We start from the raw sequence: 22,454 nt of genomic DNA on the forward strand, positions 1-22,454 counted from the left end.
CCTCGTGAAAGCTTTTTTCGAGGTCCCGGCGGTCCGTCTTGCGACGTTGGGCGACTGCGGGCTGCGAATAATACGATGTGTTTTCGGTTTGGCAAGCGCTTCTTCAGAGAAACCTTGCGGATGTTGCGCAAACCGCTGAGCCGACGCGAAATTTAATTTTCGCGTCCACCGAACGCAGCGCTGGAACGACGCCCCGGTCAGCCCTGCACCAACCGCACGCGGGCGAAATTGCGCTTGCCAACCTGCAGTACGCCTTCGAAGCCTGCATGGAAGACCCGCTGCGCATCCTCGACCACCTCGGCATCGATCCGCACCGCACGCTCTTTCAGTTTCCGGTTCGCTTCGGAGTTGCTCGCCGTCAGCCCGGCCGCGGTGAGCAGAGCCGCCAGGCGAAGGCCCTCACCGGGCACGCCGATATCCGTCTGCGGCAACAACGATGTGTCGCCCTCACCACGTACCACCGCATGCCAGCCCGCGATCGCCAGTTCGGCAGCTGCCGCGTCGTGGAAGCGCGTGGCCAGCTCGCGGGCCAGACGCAGCTTGGCATCACGTGGATTCAGGGCGCCGCTGGCGATGTCCCGCTTCATCTGGGAAAGCTCGTCCAGCGACACCTCGAAGCTGAGCAGCTCGAACCAGCGCCACATCAACTCGTCGCCGATCTTCATGGTCTTGGTGACGATGTCGATGGCCGGCTCGTTGATGCCGATGTAGTTGCCCAGCGACTTGGACATCTTGTTGACGCCGTCCAGCCCCTCCAGCAAGGGCATGGTCAGCACGACCTGCGGCGGCTGGCCGTGGTGCTCCTGCAGCGCGCGCCCCATCAGCAGATTGAACTTCTGGTCGGTGCCGCCGAGCTCGACGTCGCACTTAAGCGCCACCGAGTCGTAGCCCTGCACCAGCGGATACAGGAACTCGTGGATCGCGATCGGCTGCTGCGCCGCGTAACGCTTGGTGAAGTCGTCGCGCTCGAGCATGCGCGCCACGGTGTGCTGCGCCGCCAATCGGATCATGTCGGCCGCGCTCATCTTGCCGAACCACTCGGAATTGAAGCGCAGCTCGGTCTTCTCTCGGTCGAGCACCTTGTAGACCTGCTCCGCATACGTCTCGGCGTTGGCCAGCACGTCTTCCCGCGTCAGCGGCTTGCGGGTGACGTTCTTGCCGGTCGGATCGCCGATCATGCCGGTGAAGTCGCCGATCAGGAAAATCACCTGGTGTCCCAGATCCTGGAACTGGCGCATCTTGTTCAGCAATACGGTGTGGCCAAGATGCAGGTCCGGCGCCGTCGGATCGAAACCCGCCTTGATCCGCAATGGACGACCGGTCTTCAGGCGCTCGGCCAGGTCTTCCCGCTTGATGATGTCGTCGGCGCCACGGGCAATGGTGGCCAGCGCCTGCTCGAGCTCGCTCATGTGTTTCTTTCTCTGCTGGTGAAAAGTGGGTCGCGGCAAGCAGTGTGACCGTGCCGTCAACGTTAATTGTGTGTTAACAAGGAATGTGTTGCAAACCCTTGATGGGAAAGGCATTGACGCCCTTTACACATGCCCGTTATGGTACGCGCAGTTTGTACTTTGTAACGTGGGCGATACAGCATGGCAGAAGAAAAGCAGGGGACGCGGCAAAACCGCAAGCAGGCGATCTGCCGCAAGGCACAGCGCCGACACTCCAACTTTTACGAACGCTGTGCACATTGGTCGTTCAATCGTTCCGGCGAGATCGAACCGATCCGCTGGCATCGCGAACGCCTGGTACTGGCTGGTACCGCCCTGCTGATTACCGCCCTGTCCGGCTTCATCATGCCCGCATGGGCCAGTGCGATGCGGCCGGCGCCGACACCGGAAGTCCACGCATTGCTTCCGCTTGCGCTGCCCAAGGCGTTGCCGTCCAGCATCACCAGCCCGACGGTGGACGACTGGCAGGTAGTGCGGGTGCAGCCCGGCCAGACGCTCTCCGACATTTTCAATGCACGTGGCCTTGGCATGGCGGATCTGCAACGCGTCATGGACGCTGCCGGTTCGGCGAAGTCCGCCTTGCACAGCATCCGCCCGGGGCAGGAATTCGACTTCCTGCTCGGCAGCGACGGCAGCCTGAAGGGTTTTCGTTTCGACCAGGATCAGGCGAGCCGAGCCATCGTTCGACTCGATGGCGCACAGCCGACGCTGGCGATCCAGCAGCGTGACATGGACCTGCGCGAACAGGTCGCCCATGGCGTCATCCGCAGCAGCCTGTATGCCGCCGGCGATCAGGCAGGCATGGACGCGGCCATGGTGGGCAAGCTTGCCGACCTGTTCAAGTACGACATCGACTTCGTGCAGGACATCCGCGTCGGCGACAGCTTCACGGTGATCTACGACGACATCTACCGCGATGGCGTGCGTTACGGCCAGGGCAACATCATCGCCGCCGAGTTCATCAACCAGGACAAGCGCTATACCGCGTACCGCTTCAAGAAGGCGGACGGCAGCTACGGCTGGTACAGCGAGGACGGCCGGCCGATCCAGAAATCGTTCCTGCGCATCCCGGTCGACTTCACCCGGATCTCCTCGAAATTCACCGCGGCGCGGCTGCACCCGATCCTCGGTCGCATGCGCGCACACAAGGGCGTCGATTACGCCGCCCCGAGCGGCACGCCGATCCACGCGGCCGGCGATGGCGTCATCAAGTATCACGGCTGGGAACGCGGTTACGGCAACTTCGTGGTGATCCAGCACGACAAGACCATCAGTACCGCGTACGGCCACATGTCGCGTTTCGTGAAGGGCCAGCACGTCGGTGAACGCGTGCGCCAAGGCGAGGTGATCGGCTACGTGGGCATGACGGGGCTGGCCACCGGCCCGCACCTGCATTACGAGTTTCGCGTCAATGGCCAGCAGCGCAATCCGCAGACGGTCACCCTGCCGAAGCCCGAGCCGTTGCCCGCCACACAAATGGCGCGATTCAAGGCTGAAGTGGTCAAGCCGCAGCTGGCGCGCCTCACCGAACTGGACTCGCGCATCAGGCTGGCTCGCGCCAGCACGCCTGCCAACCACGACAACTGAGCAATCCCACTCGTGGATGACGATGCGTCGGCGACTTATCTCGGGCTGATTTCCGGCACCAGCGCAGACAGCATCGACAGCGTGCTGGTCAGCTTTCCCCGTGGCATGCCGCAATTGCTGGCCAGTCACTCGCACCCCTGGCCCGGCGCGCTGCGCGAGCGGATGCTAGCCCTGGCGCAAGGCGAGAGCGCGCCGGATCTGGACACTCTGGGGCGACTGGACGTGGAGATCGCCCACGGCTTCGCCGAAGCGGCGCTGGAACTGCTCGAGCGCAGCGGCACGCCGGCGTCGGCTGTCCGCGCGATCGGCTCCCACGGCCAGACCTTGCGTCATCGGCCCGGCGGCGACTATCCATTCACGCTGCAACTGGGCGACCCCAGCGTCATCGCCGAGCGCTGCCGTATCGATGTGGTGGCGGACTTCCGTCGCGCCGACATCGCCGCTGGCGGGCAGGGCGCACCGCTGCTGCCTGCCGTGCACGCGATGCTGCTGGCCCGACCGGGGCACACGCGAGTCGTGTTGAATCTGGGCGGCATCGCCAACATCACCGTGCTCGGCGCCGATGGCAGCGTGCTCGGCTTCGACACCGGCCCGGCCAATGGCCTGCTCGACGCATGGTGCCTGCGCCAGCGCGGCGAGTCGTTCGATCGGGATGGCAGGTATGCGGCCAGCGGGCAAGCCGACGAAGCCCTGCTCGCGCAGTTGCTGGACGACCCCTACTTTGCGCTGATGCCGCCCAAGAGCACCGGCCGCGAATACTTCCACCTGGACTGGCTCGCAACCCATTTGCGGCTGGCGGCGGTGCAACCGACCGACGTGCAGGCCACCTTGCTGGAACTGACCGCGCGCAGTGTCGTCGCAGCGATCACGCAACACGCGCCGGATGCCCGCGAAGTCCTGGCCTGCGGCGGCGGCGTCCACAACGGCGCACTGATGCGGCGGCTGGCGGAACTGCTGGCGCCCCGGGCGCTTCTCGGCACCTCGCGTTACGGCGTCGACCCCGACTTCCTCGAAGCGACTGCCTTCGCCTGGCTGGCGCGCCAGCGGCTGCTGGGATTGCCGGGCAACCTTCCGTCGGTCACCGGCGCACGCGGTCACCGCGTGCTGGGCGCCATCTATTCCGCGCCGGCGGCCGGTTCGTCGTAACGAATCCGCTCCGGAGCCAGCTGCGTCGGCCGGGTATGCGCCAGCGCGCGCAGGGCTTCCTGGAACACACCCTGTTCGGCATCTTCCCAGTGCCCGTCGAGGCTGCCGAAGGCGTCGGGGTCGCGCTGGCTTTCGCTGAAGTGGTGAGCCACCGAAATGCCAAGTCCGCTACGCAATGCCTGCAGCATCACGTCATTGATGGAGCAGCGGCGATGTTTGGCCAACGCCCTGATGCGCTCGGTGAGCAGGCTGTCGACGTGTTGCAAGATCATGTCCGGCACAAGCGTCACTCCATGTTACACATGCCCCTGTACCCCGATGTTTGCATAGCCATCAACGGGCAGGGCGCCGGAAGCACGAATCCGTGGACTGCTTCGCAGTCCGCTTGTGCGCGTTGTCAATTAAGGGCCCGCGGAGCGGGCTGCGTCCTCAGCTGCCCGATTCGTTCGCCAGCCGTTCGCGCTCGGCGCCGCGAAAGTATCGCCACAGCCACGCGAACAACATCATCGAAGGCAGCACGGCCAGCACGGTGATCACGAAGTAGCCACCGTATCCGGTGGCCGTCGCGATGCCGCCGGCGAAAAATCCGAGCAGCTTGCCCGGCAGATTCACCAGCGAACTGAGCAGCGCGTACTGGGTCGCGGTGTGCTGCCGGTTGACCAGGGACGAGAGGAACGCCACGGTCGGTGGCCCCAGCATGCCCAGGGTGAGGTTCTCGCCGGAAATCACCAGGGTCAGCACCAGCAGGTTGCCGGGGTGGGCGATCAACAGCAGGTACAACAGGTTGCTGCAGCCGCACAGCACGATGGTGACGCCCAGCGGCCGCCAGGCGCCCCAGCGGGCTACTGCGGCACCACCGAGGAACACGCCGACAATGCCGATCCAGATGCCGTAGATCTTCGTGATCGTGCCGATCTCGGTCTTGGAGAAACCCATGTCGCGATAGAACGGACTCATGATGCCGCCGATGGTCGCCTGCTCCGGCATCTTGAACAGCAGCAGGAACAGCAGCGTGACCACGGCAAGCACCCAGCCGTAGCGACGGAAGAAATCGGCGAATGGATCAATCACGCTTTCGCGCATGGCGTCGCGCCAGCGTGCGGCGCGCACCCGCAACACCTCGGGTTCGCGCGCCATCAGGGTTGTCGCCACGGGCACGACCATCGCCAGCGCCATCAGCGCGTAGACCGTCCGCCATGGCAGGTGGTCGGCCAGGATCAGCGCCACCGCACCGGCCAGCAGCAGGCCGATCCGGTAGCCCAGCGAGTAGGTGGCCACCAGCGCGCCCTGCGCCTCGATCGGTGCGATCTCGATCCGGTAGGCATCGACAGCGATGTCCTGGGTCGCACCGAAGAACGCCACCACCAGCGTGGCGACCACGAACAGGGGCAGTTGCGCCGGCGTCAGCAGCGCCATGGCGAACAGCCCGATCACCACGCCCAGCTGCGCAAACAGCAGCCAGCCGCGGCGCTGTCCGAGCCGGGCGAAGCCGGGAATGCGGCCATGGTCCAGCAAGGGCGCCCAGACGAACTTGAACGCGTAGGTCATGCCGGCGCTGGCTATCATCGTGATGTCCGCCAGCTTGATGCCGTTTTCCTTCAGCCAGTACGCCAGCGTGCCGGCCACCAGCAGAAACGGCAGGCCCGAGGAGAAGCCGAGCAGGAACATCGTCCACGCCGCCGGCTGGGCAAACGCCCGCCAGACCGAGGGCTTCGCCGGCTTGGGCGCGCCCGACTCAGTCGGCATAGTCGACGATGTACGGGGCGTGGTCGGAGAAGCGCTGGTCGCGGTAGATCGAGCACGCCTGCATGCGCTCGCGCAGCGACGGCGTGCAGACCTGGTAGTCGATCCGCCAACCCACGTTGTTCGCGCGCGCCTGGCCACGGTTCGACCACCAGGTGTATTCGACCGCCTCGGGCTTGATCGCGCGGAAACTGTCGACCCAGCCGCGCTGCTGGAACAGCAGGTCCAGCCATGCGCGCTCCTGCGGCAGGCAGCCGGAGTTCTTCTGATTGGATGCCCAGTTCTTGATGTCGTTCTTCGTGTGCACGATGTTCCAGTCGCCGCAGATCACGTAGTCGCGGCCGCTCTTCAGCCACTGGTCGAAGATCGGCGTGATCCACTCCATCGCCTTGAACTTGAACTGCTGGCGCTCGTCGCCGGAGGAGCCTGACGGAAAATACAGCGACACCACGCTGAGGTTGCCGAAGCGCGCCTCGATGTAGCGGCCCTCGTTGTCGAACTCGACCCAGCCCAGCTCGGTCAGTACCTGGTCGGGCTCGCGTTTCGCGTAGATCGCCACGCCGCTGTACCCCTTCTTGCTGCTGGCGTCGCGGTAGAAGCAGTGATGGCCGTCCGGGCGGAACATCGGGTCGCTCAGCTGGTTTTCCTGCGCCTTGGTTTCCTGCAGGCAGACCACGTCCGCGTCCTGCGTGCGCAGCCAGTCGAACACGCCCTTGCTGGCGGCCGAGCGGATGCCGTTGGCATTGAGGCTGATGATGCGCATGGATGCTCCCGAAGCGGATGGACCATCATAACAAGCCTGTCTCCCGGACCCGCCATCGGCATCGCCGTGACGCCGGCTGTACCATGGCGCCCGCCCAGCGTTCCCCGGCCCGTGGAACACGCTGCATCGAAACCGAACCGCGCGAGACGACCATGCACGATTACCAACGCGACTTCATCGAACTGGCCCTGCAGCGCGAGGTGCTGCGTTTTGGCGAGTTCACCCTGAAGTCCGGACGCCAGAGCCCGTACTTCTTCAACATGGGCCGGATTGATTCCGGTGCCGCGCTGGCCCAGCTCGGCCGTGCCTATGCTGCCGCGCTGATGAACGCCGAGCTGCCGGTGGACATGCTGTTCGGTCCGGCCTACAAGGGCATCGCGCTGGCCGCCGCCACTGCCATCGCGCTGGCCGAGCAGCATCAACGCGACCTGCCCTGGGCTTACAACCGCAAGGAAGCGAAGGAGCACGGCGAGGGCGGCGTACTGGTCGGCGCGCCGCTCCAGGGTCGCGTGCTGATCGTCGACGACGTGATGACTGCTGGCACCGCGGTGCGTGAATCGCTGGCGCTGATCCGCGCTCACGGCGCCACGCCTGCCGGCGTGCTGATCGCGCTGGACCGGCAGGAACGCGGCCTGGGCCGGCGCTCGGCCGCCCAGGAGGTGGCTGCCGACCACGGCATCCCGGTCATCGCGATCACCAGCCTCGACGACGTGCTGGCCTATGCCGGCGAGCGCCCGCAATTGAGCGCCGAACACGCCCGACTGCTGGCTTATCGGCAGCAGTACGGGGTTCAGCCATGAGTTCGGCCCCGGCCCATAGACTGCGACGACACCGGTCACAGTAGCCACGATTGCCCCTGCATCCCGCCGGGCAGCAGCTAGCCAGTGTGACCGGCGCGGCTATACTGGCCGACAAGAGGGAAATCCATGCGTAGACCATTGCTCATCATTGCTGCCATCGTGCTGTGCGCGGGCGCTTCGGCGTACGCGCAGAACACCGGCGTTCGCTACAAATGGCACGACGGTCAGGGCCTGGTGCATTTCAGCGACAGCCTCACCACCGAGGCGATGAAGTACGGCTACGAGCTGGTCAACGATCGTGGCCTGGTGGTGCAACGCGTGTCGCGCCAGCTGAACGCCCAGGAGCGGGCGGCCGCCAACAAGCTGGCTGCCGAACAGGCCGCGAAGGATCGCGCCATCCAGGAGCGCGCGGACGCCGACGCGCAGATGCTGTCCGCCTATCCCGACGAAGAGTCCTACCAGATCTCGCTGCAGCAGGCGCTGGACACCTTCGACCAGCAGATCAACACGACGCGGATCAACCTGCGCAGCCAGGAGAAGGCGCTGACCGACCTGCTGGGCCGCGCCGCCGATATCGAGAACGGCAAGGAGGCCGTGCCGAAGGCCCTGGTCGACAACATCGCCAGACAGCGCAACGTGGTGGCCTCGCTGCGCGGCACCCTGCAACGCCAGCAGGCGGCGCGGGCTCAATCCGTGCAGCAGCAGGCCCAGCTGATGGCGCACTACCGCGAGGTCAAGGCGGTCCAGGACAAGCAGCGCTCGGACGACTAGCAAGCTCCGGTGCGGGCCGCGTGTTCCGCAGCTCGACGTCGCGGCGACGCCCTGCCTACGGGAACGGCAACTTCAGTTTGAAGTCCACTGCCAGCAACTGCTTGCGGAACACCTGCTGGATGCGGGCCAACGCCGCCGCATTGTCCGCCTCGAAGCGCAGCACTAGCGCGGGCGTGGTGTTCGACGCACGCACCAGACCCCAGCCGTCGGGCCAGTCGGCCCGCACGCCGTCGATGGTGATCAGGGTGGCGTCCTCGAACGTCGCCTGCTGACGCAGCCTGTCCATGAACCGGTAGTGCTCGCCTTCGGCCAGCTCGATCTTCAGTTCCGGCGTGGAAACGCTCTTGGGCAAGGTCGCGAAGATCTCGGCCGGGCTGCGCCCCTGCAGGTCGCCGGCCAGGATCTCCAGCAGCCGCGCGGCGGCGTAGATGCCATCGTCGAAGCCGTACCAGCGCTCCTTGAAGAAGAAGTGCCCGCTCATCTCGCCAGCCAGCTCCGCCCCGGTCTCGCGCATCTTCGCCTTGATCAGCGAATGGCCGGTACGCCACATCAGCGGACTGCCGCCGGCGTCCAGCACCTGGCCCTTCAGGTGACTGGTGCACTTCACGTCGTAGATGACGGTGGCGCCGGGCTGGCGCGACAGCACGTCGCGCGCGAACAGCATCAGCAGGCGATCCGGATAGATGATCTCGCCGGACTGGGTGACCACGCCGAGGCGGTCGCCGTCGCCGTCGAACGCCACGCCCAGATCGGCCCCGGTCTGCCTGACGGCGAGTATCAGGTCTTCCAGGTTGGCCGGGTCGGACGGATCCGGATGATGGTTCGGGAAGCTGCCGTCGACGTCGCAGTACAGCGGCACCACCTCGCAGCCCACGCCTTCCAGCACCTGCGGCGCGATCGCCCCCGGGATGCCGTTGCCGCAGTCGACGACGATCTTCAGGCGGCGCTCGGCCAGCACGTCCGAAACGATCTTCTCGATGTAGTCCGGCGCCACGTCGACCTGGCGCAGCCCGCCGGAGCCGCCACCAGTCAGCGCGCCGCTGGCGATGCGCTGGTACAGGTCCTGGATCGCACCTTCGGACAGGGTCTCGCCACCGATCACGATCTTGAAGCCGTTGTAGTCCGGCGGGTTGTGGCTGCCGGTGACGGCTACGCCGCAGCCGGTATTGAAACGGTAGGCCGCGTAATACACCACCGGCGTGGGCACCGCGCCGATGTCGATCACGTCGATGCCGGCGTCGCGCAGGCCGTCGGCCAGTGCGGCGGCGAGCTGCGGACCGGACAGCCGGCCATCGCGGCCGACCACGATCTCGCGCAAGCCCTTCTCGCCCATCAGCGTGCCGATCGACTGGCCGAGCAGGCGCGCCACGTCCGCGTTCAGGGTCTTGCCGACCACGCCCCGGATGTCATAGGCACGGAAGATGGCAGAGTCCACGCTGGTCGGCGCGGGCACCGGGGCGACCGCTGGCGGCGGCGACGGGGCTGGCGGCGAGGTGCGGGGCTGCCTCGCCGCCTCCGCGGTCGCGGGAGTGAGCGGCGCCAGCGGCAGTTCGTCTTCCTCCGGTTCGACCGGCACCTGCTGGCGACGCAGACGCAACCAGCTCAGGTAGGCGCCGCCACCAAGCCCTAGCAGGGCCAGCAACGCGCTCAGGATCACCGAGCGCGGCAACACGATGAACGCCCGGGGAAGACCGACGCCCACGCTGAAGGCGCTGCCGGCGACCGGCTTGCCGGCGGCCTCGATCTCGGCCGAGTTCGACCCGTTGGAAAACAGCTGGATGTAGCCGCTGTCGTCACCCTGGCGCAGCTCCAGCCGGCCACCGGCCGGCGAGATGGCGTCGAAGCGCTGCTTCATCGGGGCGAACGGCAGTTCGACCCAGGCCCACGCCTGGGTCTGTTGCGGCAGGCCCAGCGGGATCACCAGGCTCAGCCGCCGGTCCCCGCTGCCGTAGGAAACACTCTGTGCCGGCGGCACCCCGTCGGCACTCTGCGCCGCCATCAGCTGGGCGGCCTTGGCATAACCGAATTCTCGGTAGTTGGCGCGCAGCACTTCGGCCAGGTCACCGCTGTACAACTCGAGCTTCCTGGCCTGGGGCAACTGCTGGCGCAGCGCGGCAGCGGATTGCGCCGGGTCGCTCATCAGGGTGGCCGGGTCCACCCCGGCCAGCACCTTCTCGATCGAGCGGCGCTGGTTGACGATTTCCTCGGACATCGCCCTGACCGCCTGGTCCTGGGCCTGGTGCACCCGATCGATTGCATCGCCCTCGTCGGCGATCAGCCAGGTCTGCCAGACGCAGAACAGGCCCACCAGCAGCAGCACGGTGGCGCCGACGAGCGGCAACAGGGTCGACCAGTCGACCCTGAGGTTGCTCAAGCGCTCTCTTGCGATGTTCAACGCCATTTCCGCCCCCGCGGCTGAAGCTGCAAGCCGGTTCGGTGCACTCCGAACCGGCTCGTCGATCTATCGGATACCGGTCGAGCCGAAGCCGCCCTCGCCACGCTGGCTCGCTGCGAACTCGGTGACCACATGCAGTCGCGCCTGCGCCACCGGCACCAGCAGCAACTGCGCGATGCGGTCGCCCACGGCGATGGTGTAGGACTCGCGCCCGCGATTCCAGCACGAAATCATCAACGGCCCCTGGTAGTCGGCGTCGATCACCCCGACCAGGTTGCCCATCACCAGGCCATGCTTGTGACCCAGTCCCGAGCGCGGCACGATCAGCGCGCACCAGCCGGGGGCATCGATATGGATCGCGATGCCGCTGGGCACCAGTGCACTCTCGCCCGGCGCCAGGGTCAGCGGCTGTTCCAGTGCGGCGCGCAGATCCATGCCCGCGCTGCCTGCGGTCGCCGCCTGCGGCAGCGGAATGCTGTCGCCAAGGCGTGGATCGAGGATCTTCATCGCCACATCGATGTTCATGCCCGGGTGGCCCGGTAACGTTCCGCCACCCGGGCAATCAGCTGGCGCGCCAGCTCCGTCTTCGCCACCCGCGGCAGCTCGACCGAGCCGTCAGCCCAGTAGAGCGTCAACGCATTGTCGGCCGCCTCGAAACCGAGGCCACCGCCCACCTGATTCGCCGCAATCATGTCCAGCCCCTTGTGGCGCAGCTTGCCCTGCGCATACGTGGCCACATCATGCGTCTCCGCGGCAAATCCGACCAGGAACGGGTGCGCGGTTTGCGCCGAAAGGCTGGCCAGGATGTCCGGATTCTCATCGAGATGCAGGACCAGCTCGCCGCCATCGCGCTTCTTGAGCTTCTGCGCCGACACTTCCTGCGGACGGTAATCGCCCACCGCGGCCGCACCGATATAGACGTCCGCATGGGTCGCCGCCTCGAGCACCGCCGCATGCATCTGCGCCGCACTGCGCACATCCACCCGCCGATGCAGGCCCGCCGGCGTGGCCAGGCTGACCGGCCCGGCCACCAGGGTCACCTCGGCGCCCGCTGCGACGGCGGCGGCAGCCACGGCAAAGCCCATCTGGCCCGAACTGCGATTGCCGATGAAACGCACCGGATCGATGTCTTCATAGGTCGGCCCGGCGCTCACCACCACCTTGAAGCCGGCCAGGCAGCGATCGCCGAACGAGGCGAGCAGGGCATCGCGCAGCTCGTGCGGTTCCAGCATGCGTCCGCTGCCGACGTCGCCGCAGGCCTGGTCACCCACCGCCGGCCCCAGCACGCGGGCACCGTGCCGGCGCAAGGTCGCCATGTTTGCCTGCACCGCCGGGTGCGCCCACATCTGCTGATTCATCGCCGGCGCCAGGTACAGCGGCGCGGCACTGGCCAGGCACAGCGTGGTCAACAGGTCATCGGCCATGCCATGGGCCAGCCGGGCCAGCAGGTCGGCGCTGGCCGGCGCCACCAGGATGCGTTCGGCCCAGCGCGCCAGTTCGATGTGGCCCATCGCCGCCTCGGCTTGGGCGTCCCACAGACTCACCCGCACCGGCTGTCCCGACAGTGCCTGGAAGGTGGTCGGACTGATGAAATGCGTGGCGCCCTCGGTCATCACCACGCGCACCTCGGCGTCGAGGTCGCGCAGCCGGCGAACCAGCTCGCAGGACTTGTAGGCGGCGATGCCGCCGGACACTCCCAGCAGGATGCGGCGTTGGGCAAGACTCATATGTAAGGCGGGCCTGACAGTCGGGCAGTGGCCTAGCTTACCGGATTCATCCCCGCCCACCGCTGCCTGCTGCAGGCGTGCTCCGGCAACGTCTGTGCATGAGCATTCGCGACTGGCCCGAGGGCGAACGTCCCCGTGAAAAACTGCTGGCGCGCGGCAGCTCCGCGCTGTCCGATGCCGAGCTGCTGGCGGTGTTGCTGGGCAGCGGCAGCCGCGGCAAGGATGCGCTGGCGCTGGGCCGCGAGCTGCTTGCCAACGCGGGCAGCCTGGGCGCGCTGCTGACTCGCCCGGAACAGCAGATCCGGGTCGGCGGACTGGGCCCGGCCAAGCGTTCGCGCATCGCCGCGGCGCTGGAACTGGCCCGGCGCAGCCTGGCCGAACAACTGCAGGACAAGCCCAGCCTGGGCAATCCGCGCGACAGCGGCGATTTCCTGCGCGCGCGCCTGCGCCATCTGCCTTACGAGGTGTTCGGCTGCCTCTATCTGGACAACCGCCACCGCGTACTCGCCTTCGAGGAGCTGTTCCGGGGCACGGTCGACGGTGCCAGCGTGCACCCGCGCGAGGTCGTGCGCGCCTGCCTCCAGCACAACGCCTGCGCCGTGATCTTTGCGCACAACCATCCTTCCGGCGTGGCCGAACCCAGCGCCGCCGATCGCGCCATCACCCATGAATTGCGCAGCGCGCTGCAACTCGTCGGTGTGCGGGTGCTCGATCACCTGGTGATCGGCAGCGGCGAGCCGGTATCGATGGCCGCCCGCGGCCTGATCTGAACGGGCGCGTCTGCCAGGCCATCGGTCCACAAAAAGACGGCGTGGCAAGAGCCACGCCGCGGGCCGATTGGAGAGGAGAGAGCGGCATCTCCGTTTGCCAGGATCTGGAGGGGAGGTCATCTCGTGGCCTGGCCAGTGTCGCATCGCCGCATGACAGGCCGATGACGATTCCCTGCCGCGAAGGCAGCGCCAAGTGGCCGAAACTTATGCACAAAACGGTGATACCGACCCTTGCCGGGCAGGCTCGCCGATTCACCTGAGTTTTATTCATCAAGCCCATGAAATAATTGAACAATTTCTTGCGACAGCGGAACCGGATGGCGTCAGGGGCAGGCCGCCGTTTGCGGGACGCAGCTTTCCCCACAGACTTATCCACAAGCCGGTTCGCGGCGCCGCAGCAAGACGGGATCAGCAGCCACCGGCCGTCGCCGGTACCCATACGGGCGCGTTTCGCCGCCGTGGCGGTCTGTTAGGATTGGCGGTTCCATCACGAAACCGACCCCACCCGTGAAAGAACAGCTGCGCGAACTGGTGCTGCAGGCGATCACGTCCCTGCAAGCCGATGCCACCCTGCCCACCGATCTCGAATTGCCGGGCTTCGTGATCGAACGCGCACGCAGTCGCGAACACGGCGATTTCGCCTGCAACGCAGCCATGCTGCTGGCCAGGGCCGCACGCGCCAGGCCGCGCGAGCTGGCCGAGAAACTCGTGGCCGCACTGCCGGCCAACACGCTGGTGGCGAAAGTCGAGATCGCCGGCCCGGGCTTCATCAATTTCTTCGTGGCCGCCGGCGCCTACCACGCCGAAGTGCGTCGGATCATGGCCGAAGGCGATGCTTACGGCCGCAACACCAGCGGTGCCGGCAGGACCGTGGGCGTGGAATTCGTCTCGGCCAACCCGACCGGCCCGTTGCACGTGGGCCACGGCCGCAATGCCGCGATCGGCGATTGCCTGAGCCGCCTGCTCGATGCCAGCGGCTGGGACGTGAAGCGCGAGTTCTACTACAACGATGCGGGCGTGCAGATCGCCAACCTGGCGATCTCGGTGCAGGCGCGCGCGCGCGGCATCACGCCGGAAGACAGCAACTGGCCCGAGAGTGGCTATCGCGGCGACTACATCGCCGAGGTGGCGCGCGCCTATCTCGATCGCGAATCGGTGGTGGCTGACGGCGAAACCGTGGTCGGCGCGGGTGACGTGGACGACCTCGACGCGATCCGCCGCTTCGCGGTGGCCAGCCTGCGTCACGAGCAGGACCTGGACCTGCAGGCGTTCGCCGTAAGCTTCGATACGTACTTCCTGGAGTCGTCGCTGTACAGCGACGGCAAGGTCGAGGAGACCGTGCGCGAACTGGTCGCCCACGGCCATACCTACGAGGAAGGCGGCGCATTGTGGTTGCGCACCACCGAGTTCGGTGACGACAAGGACCGCGTGATGCGCAAGTCCGACGGCACTTATACTTATTTCCTGCCCGACGTGGCCTACCACCTGTCGAAGTGGCAGCGTGGCTACGGCAAGGCCATCACCGTGCTGGGCTCGGACCACCACGGCTCGCTGGCGCGGGTGAAGGCCGGCCTGCAGGCGCTCGATTGCGGTATCCCGAAGGGCTACCCCGACTACATGCTGTACCAGATGGTGACGGTGATGAAGGGTGGCGAGGAGGTGAAGATCTCCAAGCGCGCCGGCAGCTACGTCACCCTGCGCGACCTGATCGACGAGGTCGGCCGCGACGCCACGCGCTACTTCCTGATCTCGCGCAAGAGCGACTCGCAGCTGGTGTTCGACATCGACCTGGCCCGCTCGCAGTCCAACGACAATCCGGTGTACTACATCCAGTACGCGCACGCCCGCGTCTGCAGCGTGCTGCGCCAGGCGCCGGAGAAGGGCTTCACGGTGAACGTCGCCGACGGCCTGGCCCACCTCGACCGACTGGACAACGAGCACGAGCAGATCCTGCTGACCGAGCTGTCGAAGTACCCGGAAGTGGTCGAGGCCGCTGCGGCGAACCTGGAGCCGCATCTGGTTGCCGCGTGGTTGCGTGAACTGGCCAACGCGTTTCATACCTACTACAACTCGTACCAGTTCCTGGTCGAGGACGCAGACCTGCGCAACGCGCGTCTGGCGCTGGTGGTGGCGACGCGGCAAGTATTGAAGAATGGTCTGGATTTGCTGGGCCTCGGCGCCCCGGAGAAGATGTAATGGCAGCACGCAAGGGCAAGGGCCGACAGGCCGTGCGCAATGGCAGCAGTGGCTTCCCGGGATGGGGCTACGCCGTCATCGGCCTGCTGGCCGGGGTGATCCTGATGGCGGTGATGATGCGCGGCAGCCTGCTGACCAGCCTGCGCAAGGCCGACGGTCCGCAGGCGAATCCGCAGGCGACCGCCGAGCGCGGCAGCGCGCCGGGCGTGCTCGAGTCCGGCGCCAGCGACACCGCGCCGAAGAAGCCGCAGTTCGACTTCTACTCGGTGCTGTCGGAGAAGGAAGTACGCATCCCCGACGCCGAGATCAGCGCGCAGGCGCGTGTCGAGCAGCAGCAGAAGCAGGCGGCCCAGCTGCAGGCGCAGCAGGCGGCGCAGGCCGCGGCGCAGGCTAATGCACCCCAGGCGGTCACCCAGAACGTCACCGCGGCGCCGGCCAGTGCCGTGGCGCAGCCCGGTGCCGGCAGCGGTTACCTGCTGCAGGTGGGCGCCTTCCCGAACGCCTCCGATGCGGAAACGCTGAAGGCGAAGCTGGCCTTGCAGGGCTTCGTGGCCAACGTGCAGTCGGTCAGCATCGGCGGGCAGACCTATCACCGGGTCCGGCTGGGGCCGTTCCGTTCGGCCACCGACCTGGAATCGACCAAGCAGCGCCTGGCCGGCGCCGGCATCAACGCGATCGCGCTGAAAGAAGGTCGCTGAGCACTTCCTGGAAACACTGCGCATGACAAGCAAGACCGCATGGATCACCGGCGCCAGCTCCGGCTTTGGCGCCGCCGCCGTGGAACGCTTCGTGGCCGGCGGCTGGCGGGTGATCGCCAGCGGCCGCCGCGCCGAGCGCCTGCAGCAGCTGGTGGATCGGCACGGCGCCGACAAGGTGCACGCGGCGGCTTTCGACATGCGCGACGAGAGCGCGATGCGCGCGGCGCACGCGGCGCTGCCGCCGGCCTTCGCGGCCATCGATCTGCTGCTCAACAACGCGGGTCTGGCGCTGGGTACTTCCCCGGCGCAGCAGGCGGACCTGGCGCAGTGGAAGCAGATGATCGACACCAACGTCACCGCGCTGGTGACGATGACCCACCTGCTGCTGCCGCAGCTGATCGAACGCCGCGGCGCGATCGTCAACATCAGCTCGATCGCTGGCAGCTACGCCTACCGCGGCGGCAACGTGTACGGCGCCAGCAAGGCCTTCGTCACCCAGTTCTCGCAGAACCTGCGCTGCGACCTGCACGGCACCGGCGTGCGGGTCAGCTCGATCGAGCCGGGCATGGCCGAAACCGAATTCACCGTGGTTCGCACCGGCGGCGACCAGGCCGCCTCGGACCAGCTCTACGCCGGCGCCCATCCGATCACCGCCGGCGACATCGCCGACACCATCTGGTGGATCGCCAACATGCCGCCGCACCTCAACGTCAACCGCGTCGAGGTGATGCCGGTCAGCCAGTCGGCAGCGGGCTTGCAGGTCGCGCGCGACGCGTAGAAACCGCGCCGCCGAGTCTGGCCTGGCGAGCGGTGCCCGCCCTGCGCTCTTGCGAGTTCCGCCCTCCAACAGACGAACGTCTGTTCCCCGGCCGTTACTGCATGAACCAGCCGTGGCTGACCACGATCGACTGCCCGGTCAGGGCGGCGGACGGGAAGGTGGCCAGGTACAGCGCGGTCTGGGCGATGTCTTCGAGCGTGGTGAAGGTGGCATCGACGGTGTTTTTCAACATCACGTTCCTGATCACCTCGTCCTCGCTGATGCCCAGCTCCTGCGCCTGCTCGGGAATCTGCCGCTCGACCAGCGGCGTGCGCACGAAACCGGGGCAGATCACGTGCGAGCGCACGTTGTGCGGCGCGCCTTCTTTCGCCAGCGTGCGGGCCAGGCCGAGCAGGCCGTGCTTGGCGGTGACGTAGGGCGCCTTCAGCATCGAGGCCTCGTGCGAATGCACCGAGCCCATGTAGATCACGATGCCGCCGCGGCTTTGACCGGTGCCGTCGTCCTGGTACATGTGCTTCAGCGCGGCCTTGGTGGTGAGGAAACCGCCGTCCAGGTGGATCGCCAGCATCTTCTTCCAGTCGGCAAAGGCCAGCTGGTCGATCGGGTTGATGATCTGCACGCCGGCGTTGGAGATCAGGATGTCCAGACGGCCAAACTCGGCGACCACCCGGTCGGTGCCGGCGTTGACCGCCTCCTCGTTGCTGACATCCATCGCGATGCCGATCGCCTTGCCGCCGGCGGCGCTGATCTGCGCCGCCACCGCGTCCGCCGCCTGCTGGTTGATGTCGGCGATCGCCACGCTGGCGCCATGCTGCGCGTACAGCTCGGCGATCGCCTTGCCGAGGCCGCTGGCCGCGCCGGTGATCAGGGCGACCTTGCCTTCGAGACTGTTCATGCGATTGCTCCTCGGGGTTGGGAAGGCGCGGCCGCCGGCCGCGCACATGCCGCAAATTGTAGGCGCCGCTGCACACGGCGCCATCGGACCTTGGGACAGGGCCTCAGCCGACGTCCTCGGCCAGATAGGTATAGGCGGTGAGGCCACCGTCGAGCACGCCATACAATCGCGCAGCCTCTGCACCGCTCACGCCGGCGCTGGCGATGCGTTCGCGGTAGCTCTGCCGCAGCGCTTCGAGGTCGTAGCCCACGTAGTCGAGCATCAGGTCGGTGGTGTCGCCGCTGCGCCTGTGCGCGAACACGTAGCCATCGCCTTCCACCCGCACGTTGACCGCGTCGGTGTCGCCGAACAGGTTGTGGATGTCGCCCAGGGTCTCCTGGTAGGCGCCGACCATGAACACGCCGAGACAGTAGCTCTCGCCGTCCCTCAACGCGTGCAACGGCAGGCTCACGTCGACACCGTCGGCATCGACGTAATGGTCGATGCGGCCGTCCGAATCGCAGGTGAGGTCGACGATCACGCCCCGACGGGTGGGCTGCTCGTCGAGCCTCGCGATCGGCGCGATCGGGAAGATCTGGCCGATCGCCCACACGTCGGGGATCGACTCGAACACCGAGAAGTTGACGAAATACTTGTCGACAAGTTTCTCGTCCAGCTCGTCCAGCGCCGCGCGATGCGAGCGCTCGGCCGGCAGCAGGCGCGTGCGCACGGCGTTGGCGACGGCATAGAACATCTCGTCCAGCCGGGCGCGGTCGGCCAGCGCCAGCTGGCCCAGCGCGTACAGCGTCTGCCCCTCGCTGAGGTGGTGCTGGGCTTCGTGGAACAGCTCCAGCGCCGGCCGCCGATCGAGTTCTCCGTACGTTTCACGCAGGCGGCGCAGCACCGGCGGCTCGTCCGCGCACGGCGGCGGGATCGCGCCGGCCGGCACCTCCTCGACCTCGGTCACGTTGACCACCATCACCGCGTGGTGCGCGGTCATCGCGCGGCCCGCCTCGGTGAGGATGTGCGGCGCGGCCAGGCCTTCGGTGGCCACCGCCTCGGCCAGCGACTGCACGATGGTCGAGGCGTATTGTTCGATGGAGTAGTTGATCGAGTTGTGGCTGCGCGAGCGCGAGCCTTCGTAGTCCACGCCAAGGCCGCCGCCGACGTCGACGATTTCCAGCGGCACGCCCATCCGGCGCAGCTCGACGAAGTAGCGGGTGGCCTCGCGCATGCCGTTGGCGATGTCGCGCACGTTGGAGATCTGCGAGCCCATGTGGAAGTGCTGCAGCTTCAGCGTGTGCTTGAGGCCGGCCGCGTCGAGCCGCTCGATCAGGCTCAGCACCTGGTTCGGCGACAGGCCGAACTTGCCCTTGTCGCCACCGGTGTTCTGCCATTTGCCGGCGCCGATCGAGGCGAGGCGCACGCGCACGCCGAGCAGCGGTTCCACGTCCAGCGCCTTCGCCTCGCTGAACACGTGCTCCAGCTCGGACAGCTTCTCGATCACGATGTGCACGCGCAGGCCGAGCTTCTTGCCGATCAGCGCCAGGCGGATGTACTCGCGATCCTTGTAGCCGTTGCAGATCACGATGGAACCGGGCCGCGCCATCGCCAGCACCGCCATCAGCTCGGGTTTGGAACCCGCTTCCAGGCCGAAGCCATGCGTGCCCGCCGCCACCAGTTCGCCGGCCACGCCGCGCTGCTGGTTGACCTTGATCGGGTAGATCGCGGTATAGCCGCCGGCGTAGCCGTGTTCGGCGATCGCCTGGGCGAACGCGCCCTGCAGCCGCGCCAGGCGGTCGGCCAGGATGTCGGGAAAGCGCACCAGCAGCGGCAGTCGCAGGCCCTCGGCGCGGGCGCGCCCGACGATCTGCGGCAGTGACAGCGCCGGGCCGTTGACGCCACGCGGGCGCATCACGATGTCGCCGGCACTGTCCACGTCGACATAACCGTCGCCCCAGTGGGGTACGGCGTAGGTGTGGCGGGCAGCGTCGGTGTTCCAGGGGTTCGCCATGGTGAGAGATCTCCTCGATGGAAAAGGATGATGTCGTCGCAGCGGCGAGCCTTGACGTCTTGCTCAACGACAGGAGCACGAGCCCGAGCGACCGGAAGCCTCGCACGCCGCGGGGCCGATCGGACTGGTCGGCCGCCGGCAGGACGCCGGCAGGCCAGCGGCCATTGTAACGGGCAGGTGTGACGATATGCGCAAGAGCCGGCCGCCGCTGGCGGGACGTTCACGGCGGTTGTCGCTACAATGGGCAGTCTTGCTATCCCACCACGGTTCGTCAGGAACACCCGCCATGTCGCAGCAGACCACGCCGAATGAAGCCAGCTGGTTCACCGAGGCCCACCAGGCTTCCGGTTCCTCCATCGGTTTCCGCACCGAGCAACTGCTGCACGCGGAGAAGACCCCGTTCCAGACCATCGAGATCCACAAGACCACCGACTGGGGCAACCTGATGGTGATCGATGGCTGCGTGATGCTGACCACCCGCGACAACTTCTTCTACCACGAGATGATGACCCATCCCGCGCTGTTCACCCATGCGCGGGCCAAGCGCGTGGTGATCATCGGCGGCGGCGACTGCGGCACGCTGCGCGAGGTGCTCAAGCACGAGGAAGTCGAGTCGGCCGTGCAGGTGGAGATCGACGAGCGCGTCACCCGCCTGGCCGAGCAGTATTTCCCCGAGCTGTGCGACTCGAACAACGACCCGCGCGCCGAGTTGCTGTTCATCGACGGCATCAAGTACATGGCCGATGCCGAGCCCGATTCGCTGGACCTGGTGATCGTCGACTCGACCGACCCGGTGGGTCCGGCCGAAGGCCTGTTCAATGCCGCGTTCTACGCCAGCTGCTTCAAGGCATTGCGCCATGGCGGCCTGCTGGTGCAGCAGAGCGAATCGCCGCTGGCCCACCTCGAGCTGATCAAGTCGATGCGCTCGGCGATGCGCACCTCGGGCTTCAGCGCGGTGAAGACCCTGCCGTTCCCGCAGCCGTGCTACCCCACCGGCTGGTGGAGCTGCACGATGGCGCGCAAGGGCGGCGACCTGTCCGGCTTCCGCGAGCGCGGCGCGCTGAGCAAGAACTTCCCGACCCGCTACTACAACGCCGAGATCCACAAGGGCGCACTGGCCCAGCCGGAATTCATGCGCGAAGCTTTTGGCGAATAAGCCAAAAGCTTCAAATGGACATCGTGCGGATCTCCGAAGCGCGGCTTGGATCAACCGCGCTCTGGTGGTGCCCAGGCCCACCTCGGGCCAGCAGCCCCGCCCTCAGAACATCTTCGCGCGCACCTTCGGCAGCAGCACGATCAGCAAGGTGGCGATCGGCCCCAGCAGCAGCGACAGCAGAAACCACAGCAGGCCGCTGCGGTTCTTGCCCTGCGCCAGCGCGGCGTTGATCAGGGCCAGCGTGCCCCAACCGACAAACCAGGGTGCGCCGTCGGCGAATGTCGACAGATGATCCACTACGCGTCTCCCGAACGATGCTCATGGGGGCGCGGCCCTGCGCCGGGGAACGCCCATCGTAGCAAGCCGCGTGAAAACCGCGCGTTTTGGCTGGCCGCCGAATCAGCCGCGCTTAATCTGCGGGCGGTATGCTGCACGCTTTGACTGCGGAGCACGCCCATGCTGCACGGACTGCGTCACCTCGCCCTGGTTTGCTCGCTGTCACTGCTGGCCGCGCCGGCGCTCGCCGCCAAGACCAAGCCTGAGGCCAGGGCGCACGGCCCCAGCGCCAGCGCCCAGGCCCGTGACAAGGCGCAGCTGGCCTTTCAGCGCGACCTGGTCAGCGTGCTGGCACCCGGTGGCGATCCGAACCGCCTGCTGGGGGCTGCGCTGCTGGCACGCCCACTGTTCAATCAGCCGCCCGCCAACAGCTTCCATCGACTGATCGAGCGGGCAGCGATGGCCGAAGGCGCCGGCGCCGCCGTCAGCTGGGCCCAGCTGGCCGATTGCGACGCCGAGGCCGATGCCTGCCCGAACAGCGCCGCGCTGGACAAGCTGCTGACTCAGGCACCCGACAATGCCGCCGTCTGGCTGGTCAAGCTGGGCGCCGACGCGCGGGGCATGAAGCAGGATGACGCGCGCGACGACCTGGCCCGGGCCGCGGCGGCAAAACTCTACGACGACTACAGCGGCGTCAGCCTGCAGGCGCTGGCCGGCTCGGTCGGCGTGCTGCCGCCACCGGCCGACACGCTGGACCCCGCCCATGCGGGTGGCGCGGTAGGCATGCAGACCATCCTGGTGTTCGGACTGGCCAGCAGCCAGCCGCAGCCGAGCCTGCCGCTGATCGCCAAGCTTTGCGAGAACGCCGGCAAGGATGCCTCGATCAAGTCCGACTGCCTGGCGCTGGGCAAGACCCTGGAATGGGGCTCCAGCCCGCTGGCCCGATCACTGGGCCTGCACCTGCGCGAGGTGCTTTCCGACGACCCGGCGGCGCAACAGGAAGCGAAGGATGCCCGCCGCACGCTGATCTGGCAGGTGCAGAACTTCACCCAGCTGCTGGCCCGCGCCCCGGACGATGCCGCGCTGTCGCAACGCCTGCTGGCACTGGCCCGCAAGGGCGGCACCCAGATGAGCCTGCAACTGGCTGCGTTGCGCGAGAACGACATCCCCGCCGACCCGCCCGCCGACTGGCAGCCGCGAACTGCGGCGAATCAGGAATAGGGCACAGGGGAAGGAGCGGCGCGCTTCTCCGCGTCCCGATTCCCCCCGCCCCGATTCCCTGCCCGGGCCCCATTCCCCTTTCGCGCCTCGC

The 22,454-nt window shown here is 67.1% G+C and carries 20 protein-coding genes; 10 read left to right on the forward strand and 10 right to left on the reverse strand.

What is annotated here, in order from left to right; genetic code table 11:
• Positions 1-197 precede the first annotated feature (197 nt).
• A complete protein-coding gene (gene tyrS, locus UU7_RS16850; protein ID WP_007810503.1) occupies positions 198-1,409 on the reverse strand; it encodes a tyrosine--tRNA ligase in 1,212 nt (403 codons plus the stop codon).
• 180 nt (positions 1,410-1,589) lie between these two features.
• On the opposite strand from tyrS, the gene UU7_RS16855 reads away from it, so the two are divergent.
• Together UU7_RS16855 and UU7_RS16860 are read left to right on the forward strand one after the other, a co-directional pair.
• Positions 1,590-3,035 carry an OapA family protein gene (locus tag UU7_RS16855; protein WP_007810505.1) on the forward strand — a complete coding sequence of 482 codons (1,446 nt, stop codon included), beginning with the start codon at positions 1,590-1,592 and terminating at the stop codon, positions 3,033-3,035.
• Positions 3,036-3,047: 12 nt separating this feature from the next.
• Entirely contained in the window at positions 3,048-4,181 is a 1,134-nt protein-coding gene (locus tag UU7_RS16860) for an anhydro-N-acetylmuramic acid kinase (RefSeq protein WP_007810507.1), read from the forward strand.
• On the opposite strand, the gene UU7_RS16865 is transcribed toward UU7_RS16860, so the two are convergent.
• The 3 genes from UU7_RS16865 to UU7_RS16875 form a co-directional block, all read right to left on the reverse strand.
• Entirely contained in the window at positions 4,151-4,453 is a 303-nt protein-coding gene (locus UU7_RS16865; RefSeq protein ID WP_007810509.1) for a hypothetical protein, read from the reverse strand. The two genes, UU7_RS16860 and UU7_RS16865, sit on opposite strands and share 31 nt — an antisense overlap.
• 157 nt (positions 4,454-4,610) lie before the next feature.
• Positions 4,611-5,927, reverse strand: a complete 1,317-nt coding sequence (locus tag UU7_RS16870; protein ID WP_425480525.1) for an AmpG family muropeptide MFS transporter — start codon at positions 5,925-5,927, stop codon at positions 4,611-4,613.
• A complete protein-coding gene (locus UU7_RS16875; protein WP_007810512.1) occupies positions 5,917-6,687 on the reverse strand; it encodes an exodeoxyribonuclease III in 771 nt (256 codons plus the stop codon). The genes UU7_RS16870 and UU7_RS16875 overlap by 11 nt, the downstream gene beginning before the upstream one ends.
• A gap of 152 nt (positions 6,688-6,839) precedes the next feature.
• Between UU7_RS16875 and pyrE the strand changes: the two genes are divergently transcribed.
• Both pyrE and UU7_RS16885 read left to right on the forward strand, forming a co-directional pair.
• Positions 6,840-7,487 (forward strand): orotate phosphoribosyltransferase, encoded by a 648-nt coding sequence (pyrE, locus tag UU7_RS16880; protein WP_007810513.1) that lies wholly within the window; start codon positions 6,840-6,842, stop codon positions 7,485-7,487.
• 126 nt (positions 7,488-7,613) lie between these two features.
• Entirely contained in the window at positions 7,614-8,258 is a 645-nt protein-coding gene (locus UU7_RS16885) for a DUF4124 domain-containing protein (RefSeq protein ID WP_040673643.1), read from the forward strand.
• 55 nt (positions 8,259-8,313) lie between these two features.
• Here the strand turns inward: UU7_RS16885 and UU7_RS19045 are convergent, their stop codons facing one another.
• The 3 genes from UU7_RS19045 to coaBC are packed head-to-tail and all read right to left on the reverse strand — an operon-like array spanning position 8,314 to position 12,380.
• A complete protein-coding gene (locus UU7_RS19045) occupies positions 8,314-10,659 on the reverse strand; it encodes a phosphomannomutase/phosphoglucomutase (protein WP_040673644.1) in 2,346 nt (781 codons plus the stop codon).
• Between the two features lie 60 nt (positions 10,660-10,719).
• Complete coding sequence (gene dut, locus UU7_RS16895) at positions 10,720-11,178, reverse strand: dUTP diphosphatase (protein ID WP_007810519.1); 459 nt, start codon at positions 11,176-11,178, stop codon at positions 10,720-10,722.
• Positions 11,175-12,380: a bifunctional phosphopantothenoylcysteine decarboxylase/phosphopantothenate--cysteine ligase CoaBC gene (gene coaBC / locus UU7_RS16900; protein WP_007810521.1), complete on the reverse strand. Its 1,206-nt coding sequence runs from the start codon at positions 12,378-12,380 to the stop codon at positions 11,175-11,177. The genes dut and coaBC overlap by 4 nt, the downstream gene beginning before the upstream one ends.
• Before the next feature lie 98 nt (positions 12,381-12,478).
• Here coaBC and radC point away from each other — a divergent pair, with 98 nt between their 5' ends.
• The 4 genes from radC to UU7_RS16920 all read left to right on the forward strand — a co-directional run bounded on the left by radC (position 12,479) and on the right by UU7_RS16920 (position 16,822).
• On the forward strand, positions 12,479-13,150 hold the full coding sequence (gene radC, locus UU7_RS16905) for a RadC family protein (RefSeq protein WP_007810523.1): 672 nt from the start codon (positions 12,479-12,481) through the stop codon (positions 13,148-13,150).
• 507 nt (positions 13,151-13,657) lie between these two features.
• Positions 13,658-15,346, forward strand: coding sequence for an arginine--tRNA ligase (argS, locus tag UU7_RS16910; protein WP_007810525.1), 1,689 nt, complete (start codon positions 13,658-13,660; stop codon positions 15,344-15,346).
• Positions 15,346-16,044, forward strand: coding sequence for an SPOR domain-containing protein (locus UU7_RS16915; RefSeq protein WP_007810527.1), 699 nt, complete (start codon positions 15,346-15,348; stop codon positions 16,042-16,044). The genes argS and UU7_RS16915 overlap by 1 nt, the downstream gene beginning before the upstream one ends.
• Before the next feature lie 22 nt (positions 16,045-16,066).
• On the forward strand, positions 16,067-16,822 hold the full coding sequence (locus UU7_RS16920; RefSeq protein WP_007810529.1) for an SDR family NAD(P)-dependent oxidoreductase: 756 nt from the start codon (positions 16,067-16,069) through the stop codon (positions 16,820-16,822).
• A 94-nt stretch (positions 16,823-16,916) separates the two neighbouring features.
• Here the strand turns inward: UU7_RS16920 and UU7_RS16925 are convergent, their stop codons facing one another.
• Both UU7_RS16925 and speA read right to left on the reverse strand, forming a co-directional pair.
• Positions 16,917-17,717, reverse strand: coding sequence for a 3-hydroxybutyrate dehydrogenase (locus UU7_RS16925; RefSeq protein WP_007810530.1), 801 nt, complete (start codon positions 17,715-17,717; stop codon positions 16,917-16,919).
• Between the two features lie 103 nt (positions 17,718-17,820).
• A complete protein-coding gene (gene speA, locus UU7_RS16930; RefSeq protein ID WP_007810532.1) occupies positions 17,821-19,710 on the reverse strand; it encodes an arginine decarboxylase in 1,890 nt (629 codons plus the stop codon).
• Positions 19,711-19,996: 286 nt separating this feature from the next.
• Here speA and speE point away from each other — a divergent pair, with 286 nt between their 5' ends.
• Complete coding sequence (speE, locus tag UU7_RS16935; protein WP_007810534.1) at positions 19,997-20,866, forward strand: polyamine aminopropyltransferase; 870 nt, start codon at positions 19,997-19,999, stop codon at positions 20,864-20,866.
• 102 nt (positions 20,867-20,968) lie between these two features.
• Here speE and UU7_RS16940 read toward each other — a convergent pair whose 3' ends face one another.
• Positions 20,969-21,163, reverse strand: coding sequence for a hypothetical protein (locus UU7_RS16940; RefSeq protein WP_007810536.1), 195 nt, complete (start codon positions 21,161-21,163; stop codon positions 20,969-20,971).
• Positions 21,164-21,322: 159 nt separating this feature from the next.
• On the opposite strand from UU7_RS16940, the gene UU7_RS16945 reads away from it, so the two are divergent.
• On the forward strand, positions 21,323-22,363 hold the full coding sequence (locus UU7_RS16945) for a hypothetical protein (RefSeq protein WP_007810538.1): 1,041 nt from the start codon (positions 21,323-21,325) through the stop codon (positions 22,361-22,363).
• Positions 22,364-22,454 lie beyond the last annotated feature (91 nt).

It is taken from the genome of Rhodanobacter spathiphylli B39 (assembly GCF_000264295.1).
Lineage (GTDB): Bacteria > Pseudomonadota > Gammaproteobacteria > Xanthomonadales > Rhodanobacteraceae > Rhodanobacter > Rhodanobacter spathiphylli.